10 protein-coding genes and 1 pseudogene are annotated in these 12979 nt (G+C 62.5%); 10 read left to right on the top strand and 1 reads right to left on the bottom strand.

The features are described from left to right. Positions 1-53: 53 nt before the first annotated feature. From metH to ABEH27_RS07235, 10 genes are all read left to right on the top strand, one after another. The gene (gene metH / locus ABEH27_RS07280) at positions 54-3761 is read left to right on the top strand and encodes a methionine synthase (RefSeq protein ID WP_346612906.1); all 3708 of its coding nucleotides are present in this window, start codon (positions 54-56) and stop codon (positions 3759-3761) included. Positions 3762-3856: 95 nt separating this feature from the next. Beyond that, positions 3857-4075 (top strand): DUF2970 domain-containing protein, encoded by a 219-nt coding sequence (locus tag ABEH27_RS07275; protein ID WP_346612905.1) that lies wholly within the window; start codon positions 3857-3859, stop codon positions 4073-4075. Between the two features lie 520 nt (positions 4076-4595). Beyond that, positions 4596-6248: a nitrite/sulfite reductase gene (locus tag ABEH27_RS07270; protein WP_346612904.1), complete on the top strand. Its 1653-nt coding sequence runs from the start codon at positions 4596-4598 to the stop codon at positions 6246-6248. Continuing rightward, positions 6232-6726 carry a DUF934 domain-containing protein gene (locus ABEH27_RS07265; RefSeq protein WP_346612903.1) on the top strand — a complete coding sequence of 165 codons (495 nt, stop codon included), beginning with the start codon at positions 6232-6234 and terminating at the stop codon, positions 6724-6726. The genes ABEH27_RS07270 and ABEH27_RS07265 overlap by 17 nt, the downstream gene beginning before the upstream one ends. A 214-nt stretch (positions 6727-6940) precedes the next feature. Beyond that, positions 6941-8518 (top strand): hypothetical protein, encoded by a 1578-nt coding sequence (locus ABEH27_RS07260; RefSeq protein ID WP_346612902.1) that lies wholly within the window; start codon positions 6941-6943, stop codon positions 8516-8518. A 181-nt stretch (positions 8519-8699) separates the two neighbouring features. After that, positions 8700-9503, top strand: coding sequence for a 2,5-didehydrogluconate reductase DkgB (dkgB, locus tag ABEH27_RS07255; protein ID WP_346612901.1), 804 nt, complete (start codon positions 8700-8702; stop codon positions 9501-9503). 74 nt (positions 9504-9577) lie between these two features. Further along, complete coding sequence (locus ABEH27_RS07250; RefSeq protein ID WP_346612900.1) at positions 9578-10759, top strand: MFS transporter; 1182 nt, start codon at positions 9578-9580, stop codon at positions 10757-10759. Positions 10760-11008: 249 nt separating this feature from the next. Further along, entirely contained in the window at positions 11009-11287 is a 279-nt protein-coding gene (locus ABEH27_RS07245; protein WP_346612899.1) for a hypothetical protein, read from the top strand. Further along, positions 11274-12005, top strand: a complete 732-nt coding sequence (locus ABEH27_RS07240) for a zeta toxin family protein (RefSeq protein ID WP_346612898.1) — start codon at positions 11274-11276, stop codon at positions 12003-12005. Before ABEH27_RS07245 ends, ABEH27_RS07240 begins: the two co-directional genes overlap by 14 nt. 144 nt (positions 12006-12149) lie before the next feature. Beyond that, complete coding sequence (locus ABEH27_RS07235; protein WP_346612897.1) at positions 12150-12614, top strand: DUF1348 family protein; 465 nt, start codon at positions 12150-12152, stop codon at positions 12612-12614. Here ABEH27_RS07235 and ABEH27_RS07230 read toward each other — a convergent pair. Beyond that, positions 12615-12911 (bottom strand): annotated as a pseudogene (locus ABEH27_RS07230) (ATP-binding protein); the annotation flags it as partial. Between the last annotated feature and the right edge of the window lie 68 nt (positions 12912-12979).

Genomic DNA, 12979 nt, shown 5'->3' with positions numbered 1-12979 from the left:
CAGCTTTGTTATGATTCCGCACCTTCTGATATTCGCCCGACCAGGTAGTTCCTATGTCCGACCGCAGCGCTCGTTACCAAGCACTCCAGCACGCACTCAAAGAGCGCATTCTGATCCTCGACGGCGGCATGGGTACTATGATCCAAAGTTATCGCCTCGAGGAACACGACTATCGTGGCACGCGCTTTGCCGATTGGCCAAGCGACGTCAAGGGTAACAACGATTTGCTGCTGCTCAGCCGCCCCGATGTGATCGCCGCGATCGAGAAGGCATACCTGGACGCCGGCGCCGATATCCTCGAAACCAACACCTTCAACGCCACGCAGATTTCCCAGGCCGACTACGGCATGGAGTCGCTGGTCTACGAGCTGAACGTCGAAGGCGCGCGCATCGCCCGCCAGGTCGCCGATGCCAAGACCCTCGAAACGCCGGACAAGCCGCGCTTCGTCGCCGGCGTGCTCGGCCCGACCAGCCGTACCTGCTCGATTTCCCCGGACGTCAACGACCCCGGCTACCGCAACGTCACCTTCGACGAGTTGGTGGTCAACTACATCGAGGCCACCCGCGGCCTGATCGAGGGCGGCGCCGACCTGATCCTGATCGAGACCATCTTCGACACCCTCAACGCCAAGGCGGCGATCTTCGCCGTGCAGCAGGTGTTCGAGGACGACGGTATCGAACTGCCGATCATGATCTCCGGCACCATCACCGATGCCTCGGGCCGCACCCTGTCGGGCCAGACCACCGAAGCGTTCTGGAACTCGGTGCGCCACGCCAAGCCGATTTCCGTGGGCCTGAACTGCGCACTTGGCGCCAAGGACCTGCGCCCGTACCTTGAAGAGCTGTCGACCAAGGCCGACACCCATGTCTCGGCGCACCCCAACGCCGGCCTGCCGAACGCCTTCGGTGAATATGACGAAACCCCGGCCGAAATGGCTGCAGTGGTCGAGGAGTTCGCTGCCAGCGGCTTCCTCAACATCATCGGCGGTTGCTGCGGTACCACCCCTGGTCACATCCAGGCCATTGCCGAGGCCGTGGCCAAGTACAAGCCGCGTGAAATTCCGGAAATCGCCAAGGCCTGCCGCCTGTCCGGCCTGGAGCCGTTCACCATCGACCGCCAGTCGTTGTTCGTCAACGTCGGCGAGCGTACCAACATCACCGGCTCCGCCAAGTTCGCCCGGCTGATCCGCGAAGAGAACTACACCGAGGCCCTGGAAGTCGCCCTGCAGCAGGTCGAGGCTGGCGCCCAGGTGATCGACATCAACATGGACGAAGGGATGCTCGACTCCCAGGCCGCCATGGTCCGTTTCCTCAACATGATCGCCGGTGAGCCAGACATTTCCCGCGTGCCGATCATGATCGACTCCTCCAAGTGGGACGTGATCGAAGCGGGCCTCAAGTGCATCCAGGGCAAGGGCATCGTCAACTCGATCTCCATGAAGGAAGGCGTCGAGCAGTTCAAGCACCACGCCCGCCTGTGCAAGCGCTATGGCGCCGCGGTGGTGGTGATGGCGTTCGACGAGGTTGGCCAGGCCGACACCGCCGCGCGCAAGAAGGAAATCTGCAAGCGCAGCTACGACATTCTGGTCAACGAAGTCGGCTTCCCGCCGGAAGACATCATCTTCGACCCGAACATCTTCGCCGTTGCCACCGGCATCGAAGAGCACAACAACTACGCCGTCGATTTCATCGAGGCCTGTGCCTACATCCGTGACCACCTGCCGCACGCGCTGACCTCCGGCGGTGTGTCCAACGTGTCGTTCTCGTTCCGTGGCAACAACCCGGTGCGCGAGGCGATCCACTCGGTATTCCTGTTCCACGCCATCCGCAACGGCCTGACCATGGGCATCGTCAACGCCGGGCAGCTGGAGATCTACGACGAGATCCCGGCGGCACTGCGCGAGAAGGTCGAGGACGTGGTGCTCAACCGCACCCCGGAAGGCACCGACGCATTGCTGGCCATTGCCGACGACTACAAAGGCGGCGGCGCTACCAAGGAAGTCGAGAACGAAGCCTGGCGGTCGCTGCCGGTAGGCAAACGCCTTGAGCACGCCCTGGTCAAGGGCATCACCGCACACATCGTCGAGGACACCGAGGAGTGCCGCCAGCAATGTGCGCGCCCCATCGAGGTCATCGAAGGGCCGCTGATGAGCGGCATGAACGTGGTTGGCGACCTGTTCGGCGCGGGCAAGATGTTCCTGCCCCAGGTGGTCAAGTCGGCGCGGGTGATGAAGCAGGCCGTTGCTCACCTGATCCCGTTCATCGAAGCGGAAAAAGGCGACAAGCCGGAAGCCAAGGGCAAGATCCTCATGGCCACGGTCAAGGGCGACGTGCACGACATCGGCAAGAACATCGTCGGCGTGGTGTTGGGCTGTAACGGCTACGACATCGTCGACCTCGGCGTGATGGTGCCGGCGGAGAAGATCCTGCAGACCGCCCGCGATGAGAAGTGCGACATCATTGGCCTGTCCGGCCTGATCACCCCGTCGCTGGACGAGATGGTTCACGTTGCCCGCGAAATGCAGCGCCAGGGCTTCGAGCTGCCGCTGATGATCGGTGGCGCCACCACCTCCAAGGCGCACACCGCGGTCAAGATCGAGCCGAAGTACAGCAACGACGCGGTGATCTACGTGACCGACGCCTCGCGTGCGGTGGGTGTAGCCACCCAGCTGCTGTCCAAAGAGCTCAAACCTGGCTTCGTCGAGAAAACCCGCCAGGACTACGTCGAAGTGCGCGAGCGCACCGCCAACCGCAGCGCCCGCACCGAGCGCCTGAGCTATGCCCAGGCGGTGGCGACCAAGCCCAAGTACGACTGGGCCGGCTACCAGCCAGCGGTGCCCTCCTTCACCGGCGTCAAGGTGCTGGATAACATCGACCTGCGCACCCTGGCCGAGTACATCGACTGGACCCCGTTCTTCATTTCCTGGGACCTGGCCGGCAAGTTCCCGCGCATTCTTACCGACGAAGTCGTCGGCGAGGCGGCCACCTCGCTATACAAAGATGCCCGCGAGATGCTCGACAAGCTGATCGACGAGAAGCTGATCAGTGCGCGCGCCGTGTTCGGCTTCTGGCCAGCCAACCAGGTCGCCGATGACGACATCGAAGTCTACGCAGGCAACGGCCAGCCGCTGGCCACCCTGCACCACCTGCGCCAGCAGACCATCAAGCCCGACGGCAAGCCGAACTTCTCCCTGGCCGACTTCGTCGCGCCGAAAGACAGCGGCGTCACCGATTACGTGGGTGGCTTCATCACCACCGCCGGCATCGGTGCCGAGGAAGTGGCCAAGGCTTATCAGGACAAGGGCGACGACTACAGCTCGATCATGGTCAAGGCCCTTGCCGACCGACTGGCCGAAGCCTGCGCCGAGTGGCTGCACGAACAGGTGCGTAAAGAGCATTGGGGTTATGCCCGCGACGAGCACCTGGACAACGAGGCGCTGATCAAGGAGCAGTACAGCGGTATCCGCCCTGCCCCAGGCTACCCGGCGTGCCCGGATCACACTGAGAAAGAAACCCTGTTCCGCCTGCTTGATGGCACGGCCATTGGCGAGACCGGACCAAGCGGCGTGTTCCTGACCGAGCACTTTGCGATGTTCCCGGCGGCCGCGGTCAGTGGCTGGTACTTTGCCCATCCGCAGGCGCAGTACTTTGCCGTGGGCAAGGTCGACAAGGACCAGATCGACAGCTACAGCGCGCGTAAAGGCCAAGACATCAGCGTGACTGAGCGCTGGCTGGCGCCTAACCTGGGGTACGACAACTAAAAGCGTGTGCAGCCCCATCACCGGCACGCCGGCGATGGGGCCGGTACATTCACCTACACTGTCTCTGATTGCCTCTGATTTCCTCAGGAGCCACCATGGACGACTCAAGCCAAGGCAAGCCCCCCACCTTCTGGCAAATGCTGCACAGCATCCTCGCCGCCGCGTTCGGCGTGCAGAGCGGCAAGAACCGTGCGCGCGACTTCACCCACGGCAAGGCCAGCCACTTCATCGCGTTGGGTACGGTGTTCACGCTGGTGTTCATTCTGGTGCTGCTGGGCCTGGTGCAACTGGCCATGCACCTGACTGCGCATTAGCCACACGAAAACGCCTGCGGGCATCCACCCCCCAGGCGTCGTGGCTGGCTCACGGTCTGAAGACACGTCTACTGATGGCTGACCCAATACACGGCGGTGACCACCACCAGGACGATCAGGCAGAGGATCGCCCAGGCATCGACACTGCTGTCAGCTTTGCGGACCTTGGTTGAGTTTCCCATTGCATTGCCTCTTGTAGTGGTTATGGGAATGCACTTCACACCAGCAGTTAAGATGAGCAATGCCCTTTCCTCAAGCAGGGTTTTTCGCCAATCGACGGGTGACGCGTGGCGCAGCCCTTGAGCGTGCAGTTAGACCTGCGCAACAAACCCGCAGGGACAAACCTGTGCTCTGGATGGCGAACAAATGCCAGTCAGTCTCACTTAGTCCGTTTGGTTCTTTTCATATGCAAAAACATCACTTTAGCGCATAAACGCAACCTGATATCGTTTCCCGGCTCCGAACCGGAGTGCGCGGCCGTGCGCGCGAATAGCTGCATGCAGCCTGAGACAGGACTTTTATGTACGTATACGACGAGTACGATCAGCGGATCATCGAGGACCGCGTCAAGCAGTTCCGTGATCAGACCCGCCGCTACCTGGCCGGTGAGCTGAGCGAAGAAGAATTCCGCCCTCTGCGCCTGCAGAACGGCCTGTATATCCAACGTTTCGCGCCGATGCTGCGCGTCGCTGTGCCTTATGGCCAGCTGAACGCCCGCCAGGTCCGCACACTGGCCAAGATCGCTCGCGACTACGACAAGGGCTATGCCCACATTTCCACCCGCCAGAACGTGCAGTACAACTGGCCGGCGCTGGAAGACATTCCGGACATCCTTGCCGAACTGGCCACCGTGCAGATGCACGCGATCCAGACCAGCGGCAACTGCCTGCGCAACACCACCACCGACCAGTTCGCCGGTGTTGCCGCGGATGAAATCATCGACCCGCGCCCGTGGTGCGAGATCGTCCGCCAGTGGACCACCTTCCACCCGGAATTCGCCTACCTGCCGCGCAAGTTCAAGATCGCCGTGAACGGCTCGAAAGAAGACCGCGCCGCCATCGAAGTGCACGACATCGGCCTGGAGCCGGTGCGTAACGCGGCTGGCGAGCTGGGCTTCCGGGTGCTGGTCGGCGGCGGCCTGGGCCGCACCCCGGTAGTCGGCTCGTTCATCAACGAGTTCCTGCCATGGCAGGACCTGATCAGCTACCTGGACGCCATCCTGCGCGTGTACAACCGTTACGGTCGCCGTGACAACAAGTACAAGGCGCGGATCAAGATCCTGGTCAAGGCACTGACCCCGGAAGTGTTCGCCGAGAAGGTCGAGGCCGAAATGGTCCACCTGCGTGGCGGCAGCACCACCTTGACCGAAGAGGAAGTGCAACGCGTTTCGCGCCACTTCGTCGACCCGGAGTACCTGGCCCTCGACAATGTCGACTACAGTGCCCTGGACGCCGAAAACCCAGGTTTCGCCCGCTGGCGCTCGCGCAATACCCGGGCCCACAAACGCCCTGGCTACGTTGCCGTGACGCTGTCGCTCAAGCCCACCGGCGTTGCCCCGGGCGACCTGACCGACAAGCAGCTGGACGCCGTGGCAGACCTTTCCGAGCGCTACAGCTTCGGTTTCCTGCGCACCTCGCACGAGCAGAACATCATTCTCGCCGACGTCGAGCAGCGCCAGCTGCACGCCTTGTGGCTGGAACTGCGCGAAAGCGGCTTCGCCACGCCGAACATCGGCCTGCTGACCGACATCATCTGCTGCCCGGGCGGTGACTATTGCTCGCTGGCAAATGCCAAGTCGATCCCGATCGCCGAATCCATCCAGCGCCGCTTCGACGACCTGGACTACCTGTTCGACATCGGCGAGATCGACCTGAACATCTCCGGCTGCATGAACGCTTGCGGCCACCACCACGTCGGCCACATCGGCATTCTCGGCGTGGACAAGAAGGGCGAGGAGTTCTACCAGGTATCCCTGGGCGGCAACGCCGCGCGCGACGCGAGCCTGGGCAAGATCCTCGGCCCGTCCTTCGCCCAGGACGCCATGGCCGATGTGATCGAAAAGCTGATCGCCGTGTACGTTGAACAGCGTACCGAGGAAGAGCGCTTCATCGACACCTACCAGCGTATCGGCATCGACCCCTTCAAGGAACGCGTCTATGCAGCGAATCATTAAGAACAACCAGATCGTCGACGAAACCTGGCACCTGCTGCCCAAGGAAACCTCGTTCGACGAGCTGACCAACTGCGACGACTACATCGTCCCCCTGCAGATGTGGCGCGACCATGCCCACGTGCTCAAGGCTCGCGATGGTGGCTTGGGTGTGTGGCTGGACAGCGACCAGGAAGCGGAAGAGATCGGCGAAGACGTGCAACACTTCCAGGTCATCGCCCTGAACTTCCCGGCCTTTACCGACGGCCGCAGCTATTCCAATGCACGCCTGCTGCGGGACCGCTACCAGTTCAAGGGTGAGCTGCGCGCCATTGGCGACGTGCTGCGCGACCAGCTGTTCTTCATGGCCCGCTGCGGCTTCGACGCATTCGCCATCCGTGCCGACAAGGACCCTGAAGACGCCTTGCAAGGCCTGCAGGACTTTTCGGTGACCTACCAGGCTGCCACCGACCAGCCGCTGCCGCTGTTCCGCCGCCGCTGATGCCGTAGTCCCATGGCCCACTTGCACGTGGGCCATGGGCTGCTCTTCACCTTTCTCCCGTTTACCCTTTCCCGCCAGCTTGCACCTCGCCTCCTCCCCTGCCAGCGCCCACTCTGCCTGCATGCGCCGGCCGTCACATTGAATCCGCATTCAGGTTTCATGCTGGCCTGCCGATATCAAGGATTACACCTCCAGACCAGTAAGGAAGCTGGCGATGACCACCATCAACTCAGCGGTACGCTTGACGCCCGTCGCTCAAATCGCGGCCCGCCCGGCCCAGTTCGTCAGCACCAGCATGCCCCAGGCTGCAACCGTGCGCCCCAGCACTGTGGTCAGCCTTGGCCAGCAGATCACCGACGTGGATACCCAGACCTACACCGCCAAAGGCACCACGCGAGAGGCGCAGAGCCAGTATGTGTGGGAGCGCAGCGGCCTCGACAAGCTCAGCATGTACATGGCGAGCGCGGTCCAGTCGTCGTCCACCGCCGCGCGCTTCCAAGGCCTTGGCGCCGCTCTGCTGGAACAACTGGCGGCCAACGGTGGCCAGCGCATCGCCCAGTCGGGGCTGGCGGTCAATGACAGCACCGCCACCGAGCCCTTGCTGCTGGGCCTGCAGCAGGCCCGGTTGCGCGAATACGCGACCAACACCGTCACCTTCAACCTCACCAGTGCCTCGGGCGCCACTGTGACGCTGGGGCTGTACAGCAGCGCCGACGGCCTCGCGGTGGATGCCGATGTGCAAGGCGGTACCTTGACCAGCGACGAGCTCAAGGGCCTGGCGGCGTTGGCGGGCAGTTTCCAGTCGGCGCTCAACGGCCTGACGAAGGAGCCACCCCAGCTTCAACTGGGCGCCCTGGTCAAGCTCGACCCCAGCCTGTTCACCGGCCTGCAGATGAACGCCAAGCTGGAGACTGCCAGCGGCGCACAGCAAACCTTCGACCTGCAGCTGAACGAGGATACCCGCAGCCTGAAACTGCAAGGCCCCAGTGGCGAAGTGAAGATGAACTTCGACACCCAGGGCGGCGCCCTGCTCGGCAGCCAGGCGCAACGCCAGGCTGCGGTGGCCAATTACCTGACCCAGTTCGATGCCGCGCAGAAGCGCGGTAACGGTGACGCGCAGTTGATGGCACTGTTCAAGGATGCCTTCAGCCAGCTCAACAGTGTCGACGATGCCAGCCCACGCCCCGCCAACCATGATGTCGCGCTGAACAAGGCCAGCCGCCTGCTGTTGAGCGGCCTGGCCGATTTCGATGCCTCGATCAGCCAGACCGAGCAGAAAATCAACCCGATGCGGCCCGAGGAAGTGGACCACTTCGACTACAAGGTCTCGCAGTCGACCCAGCGCCAGGGCAATGCGGCGAACCTGACCGTGCAGCAGGACCAGCAGGCCAACCTCAAGGCGGCCTGGCATCAGGGCCTCAACCCCTTGGTCGACCTGGTGTTGAGCCGTGACAACGAATCGCAGAACTACCGCTACCGCGAGGTCGACGACCAGTCGCGCAGCACCACCCGCTTGGGCTTCTCCAACAATTCGTTGGTGGAAGCAAGCGCTACCCAGGAAGCCAGCCAGCAGGAACGTGTGCGGACCTACCAGAAGGGCACGCTGCAGTCTGACGAGACCAACCGCGCATCGGCGGACCAGTCCCGCGACCTGCTGCACATGCTTGATGCGCTGCTGGATCAGGACCGCGCCGCCCGCCGCACCGGTGCGGCTTCCACCCTGGAAGACCAGTTGGCAGGGCTGCGTCACCTGTGGCTGCTGCAATCCGCCCCGGGGCAAATCGCGGCCTGATACCTATTGCACGCCTGAAATCACGAGCCACGCCTGGACTCGTGATTTCAGGTCAAAGGTCCTTGACCCCACCCTGCCTTAATCAAAGCCCGCGAAACCCGCACACTGCCTGCCACTCGAACGAACGTGGGGCGAGCGCAACCAAGCGCTTGTCCACCTCTCAATCAGCAGGAGCAGACGCATGAGCATTCCATCTTTCGGCCTGGGCACCTTCCGCCTCAGCGGCCAAGTCGTCATCGATTCGGTCAAGTCAGCCCTGGCATTGGGCTACCGGGCCATCGACACCGCGCAGATCTACAAGAACGAGGCCGACGTCGGCCAGGCCATCGCCGAGAGCGGTGTACCGCGCAGCGAGCTGTTCATCACCACCAAGATCTGGGTCGACAACTACGCTGCCGACAAACTGGTCCCCAGCCTGCGCGAAAGCCTCAACAAACTGCGCACCGACTACGTTGACCTGCTGCTGATTCACTGGCCGGCACCGGGTAATGGCGTCGAGCTACCGGAGTACATGGCGGCCCTGGCCGAAGCAAAGAAACTGGGGCTGACCCGTCAGATCGGCATCTCCAACTTCAATATCGAGCTGACCCGCCAGGCCATCGACGTGGTCGGCAAGGGTGAGATCGCCACCAACCAGATCGAACTCAGCCCGTACCTGCAAAACAGCAAGCTGACGGCCTTCCTCAAGGAACAGGGCATCACCGTCACCTCCTACATGACCCTGGCCTATGGCAAGGTCCTGAAGGACCCGGTGCTGGCCGAAATTGCCGCCAAGCACAAGGCCACCGTTGCTCAAGTAGCCCTGGCCTGGGCCCTGCAACTGGGCTACGCGGTGATCCCATCCTCGACCAAGCGTGAGAACCTGGCCAGCAACCTGCTCGCCCGCGACCTGCACCTGGATGCCGACGACATGGCACGCATTGCCACGCTGGAGCGCAATGGCCGCGAAGTCAGCCCGGACGGCTTGGCGCCAGTTTGGGACTGATTCCCCGTGAATCGGTAGCGGCCCTCTTGCGGCCGCTACTGGCTGCTTGTTCCCCTTTGTAACCGGAGCTCCTGATGAGCACGCTTTCCCCAAAACGGGTCCTGTTCGCCCTGGCCATCGGCGCCTTCGGTATCGGCACCACCGAATTTACCCCCATGGGCCTGCTGCCGGTGATCGCCCAGGGCGTGGACGTAAGTATCCCCAGCGCCGGCATGCTGATTACCGCCTACGCCATCGGCGTCATGGTCGGCGCACCGATCATGACGCTGCTGTTCAGCCGCTTCGGCAAGCGCGCCGCGCTGATGGCGCTGATGGCGATCTTCACCTTGGGCAACCTGCTCTCGGCGCTGTCGCCGGACTACTACACCCTGCTCGCTTCGCGGCTGGTCACCAGCCTCAACCACGGCGCCTTCTTCGGCCTGGGCGCAGTGGTGGCCGCCAGCGTGGTGCCCAAGGACAGACAAGCGAGTGCCGTGGCCACCATGTTCATGGGCCTGACCATCGCCAACATTGGCGGCGTACCTGCCGCCACCTGGGTCGGCCAGCAGGTCGGCTGGCGCATGGCGTTCGCCGGTACTGCAGTGCTTGGCCTGCTGGCCATGGCCGCCTTGTGGTACGCGTTGCCCAAGGGTGAGCGCGGCAGCGTGCCGCATGTGCGCAAGGAGCTGGCCGTGATCGCCCGCCCCAGCGTGCTGCTGGCGATGGCCACCACTGTGCTGGGCGCCGGTGCGATGTTTACCTTGTACACCTATGTGGCGCCGGTGCTGGCCGAACTGACCGGCGCCTCGGGCAGTTTCGTCACCCTGGGCCTGGTGCTGATCGGCGTCGGCTTCACCCTTGGCAACAGCCTCGGCGGCCGCCTGGCCGACTGGTCGCTGGACGGTGCCGCGCGGATCTTCCTCGGCGTGCTGGCGCTGATCATGCTGCTGATGCCGCTGGTGCTCGGCAGCCACATCGGCGCCGCCATCGCGCTGCTGGTCTGGGGCATGTTCACCTTCGCCGTGGTGCCGCCGCTGCAAATGCGCGTGATGACCGCCGCCGCCGAAGCGCCGGGGCTGGCATCGTCGATCAACGTTGGCGCGTTCAACCTTGGCAACGCCGTGGGCGCGGCCCTGGGGGGCGCGGTGATCAGCCTCGACCTGGGCTACGCCGCAGTGCCGATGGCTGGCGGTGTGCTGGCGGCGGCAGGCTTGCTGCTGGTCTGGCTGGGCGGGCGTGGCAAGGCAGTGGACAAAGCCTTGGGCAATGCCGCCTGAGGGCAGGCTCACTGGGGCTGAAAACAGCCCCAGCACCTCAACCGCCGCAGATCTCAGTGTAGAGGGCGGAAAGTCAGAAATGGACTACAGGGCATGGCGAAACCATGCTTCTGTCTTTGTGCGAGACTGTTCCGCGAACCATTTTACAGGACGGTCTCAATGTATCTCTCTGATGTCTTTTCAACCTGTCGGCGCTATGATGCCCCCAATCCTTGTAACCTGTTACAGGATATGCGGAGGTATTCATCCATGGCTAAAAAGCTTGAGCACAGCGCTGAAACTGACATTGATGCGCTGGAGCAGGAGGTCCCTCGCCTGGCGAGTGAAGCGACTCACTCCGCCTACCTGCGTGCCCTGCTGGTGAGTGAACAGGGCGTCCTTCGTACTGACGACGGCAATCTTGTCCGCGCCTCACCTGACGGTGTCAAAATTATCGTAGCCAGGGCCAAACCGCGCCGTAAAGTCAAGGTTGGCGAGGTGATCACCGTGCGCAAGGTCAAGGGGAAATCGGCCGGTGAAGGTGCCTAGGCTGCGCGTTTTCGCAGGCCCGAATGGCTCCGGCAAAAGCACCATCAAAGCCGACGTTCCACCGGCTCTGACACGGGTTTTTGTCAATGCAGACGAGCTGGAGAAAGAAGCGAAAGCGACAGGCTTCATCGACCTGTTGCCGTTCGGAATCGAATCCACACTTCCCGAACTGGTCAATTTCCACGTCAGCCATTACCTGATCAGACAAAAAAACCTTATCGAGCCAGCAAAAAAACTGAGGCTGCAAGGCAACAGCGTCGATTACAGAGGCCTGGACATCGACTCTTATTTTGCATCGGTCATTTCGGACTACATACGTCAGCACTTGCTGGAAAGGCGCACCAGCTTCAGTTTTGAAACGGTGATGTCACACCCAAGCAAAGTCGAATTCATGCACCAGGCTCAAGCCCGTGGCTACCGTACCTACCTCTATTTCGTTTCGACAGAAAACCCGGCAATCAACATTGATCGCGTAGCGATCCGAGTTCAAGAAGGTGGGCACCCGGTCAGGCCAGACCTGGTGCGTAAACGCTACTCAAGAGCATTGGATCTCCTGCCTGACGCCATTGCCGTCAGCAACCAAGCTTATGTTTTCGACAACTCGGGCAAGAGTGCCGTCTGGCTTGCGGAAATCACCGAAGGTACCCAGCTTGAGTACCGAACAGAGGATATCCCCGACTGGTTCTTCGAGTCGTATGTGGATGAAGTCGAACCCTGAACACCGCGCCGACAGCGCCGAGAGCTGCGCTCGCAGCAGCATTGTTCCGCTGGCTGCAACTATGAAGTGCCTGCAGTACCCATTCTCATCGAGGCCGTCAGCGTACTACGCTCCTTCATGCCCACCACGCCTGAGGAGATACCCATGTCCCGCCCTCCACTTCCGCCCTTCACCCGCGAAAGCGCCATCGAAAAAGTCCGCCTTGCCGAAGATGGCTGGAACAGCCGCGACGCTGCCAAGGTTGCGCTGGCCTACACCGAGGATACCGTATGGCGCAACCGCGTCGAGTTTCCCCGTGGCCGTGCCGAAGTGCAGGCGTTCCTGACCCGCAAGTGGAACCATGAACTGGAATACCGCCTGATCAAGGAACTGTGGGCGTTTACGGGCAACCGCATTGCCGTGCGTTACGCCTACGAATACCACGACGACAGTGGCCAGTGGTTCCGCGCCCATGGCAACGAAAACTGGGAGTTTGCCGAGGATGGCCTGATGCAGAACCGCCATTCGAGCATCAACGAGCAACCCATCGCCGAAGCCGACCGCAAGTTCCACTGGCCCTTGGGCCGCCGCCCGGACGATCACCCTGGGCTCAGTGAGCTGGGCCTCTGATCAACCGACAGGCAGCGTGACGGTGACCTCCAGCCCGCCCCCTTTGCGGTTGCTCAACGTCACGCTGCCGCCCTGCTCGAGCACGATGGCACGCGCCGCCGGCAAGCCCAGGCCGACCCCGCCGGTGTCCTTGTTACGCGACCCTTCAATGCGGAAAAACGGTACGAAAACACGCGCCTGCAGTGGCTCCGCGATGCCTGGGCCGCGGTCAAGCACACGCATGACCAGCTGTTCATCATCAACCTCCAGCTGAACCTGCGGCTCGCGTCCATACTTGACGGCGTTCTCGACAAGGTTCCGCCACGCTGCTCAGGTGGATGGCCAGGGAGAGCAAGGCACCCTGACCACACCATGTCCGAAACGCG

The sequence above is a fragment of the Pseudomonas sp. P39-UII1 genome (assembly GCF_039672635.1).
In the GTDB taxonomy this organism is placed as follows: domain Bacteria; phylum Pseudomonadota; class Gammaproteobacteria; order Pseudomonadales; family Pseudomonadaceae; genus Aquipseudomonas.
The sequence above is the reverse complement of the archived record's forward strand: the minus strand, read 5'-3'. Positions and strand labels throughout refer to the sequence as shown.

Excerpts from the sequence above, each read along its gene's own strand:
- metH (WP_346612906.1), top strand. The coding sequence starts at position 54 with ATGTCCGACCGCAGCGCTCGTTACCAAGCACTCCAGCACGCACTCAAA.
- ABEH27_RS07275 (WP_346612905.1), top strand. The coding sequence starts at position 3,857 with ATGGACGACTCAAGCCAAGGCAAGCCCCCCACCTTCTGGCAAATGCTG.
- ABEH27_RS07270 (WP_346612904.1), top strand. The coding sequence starts at position 4,596 with ATGTACGTATACGACGAGTACGATCAGCGGATCATCGAGGACCGCGTC.
- ABEH27_RS07265 (WP_346612903.1), top strand. The coding sequence starts at position 6,232 with ATGCAGCGAATCATTAAGAACAACCAGATCGTCGACGAAACCTGGCAC.
- ABEH27_RS07260 (WP_346612902.1), top strand. The coding sequence starts at position 6,941 with ATGACCACCATCAACTCAGCGGTACGCTTGACGCCCGTCGCTCAAATC.
- dkgB (WP_346612901.1), top strand. The coding sequence starts at position 8,700 with ATGAGCATTCCATCTTTCGGCCTGGGCACCTTCCGCCTCAGCGGCCAA.
- ABEH27_RS07250 (WP_346612900.1), top strand. The coding sequence starts at position 9,578 with ATGAGCACGCTTTCCCCAAAACGGGTCCTGTTCGCCCTGGCCATCGGC.
- ABEH27_RS07245 (WP_346612899.1), top strand. The coding sequence starts at position 11,009 with ATGGCTAAAAAGCTTGAGCACAGCGCTGAAACTGACATTGATGCGCTG.
- ABEH27_RS07235 (WP_346612897.1), top strand. The coding sequence starts at position 12,150 with ATGTCCCGCCCTCCACTTCCGCCCTTCACCCGCGAAAGCGCCATCGAA.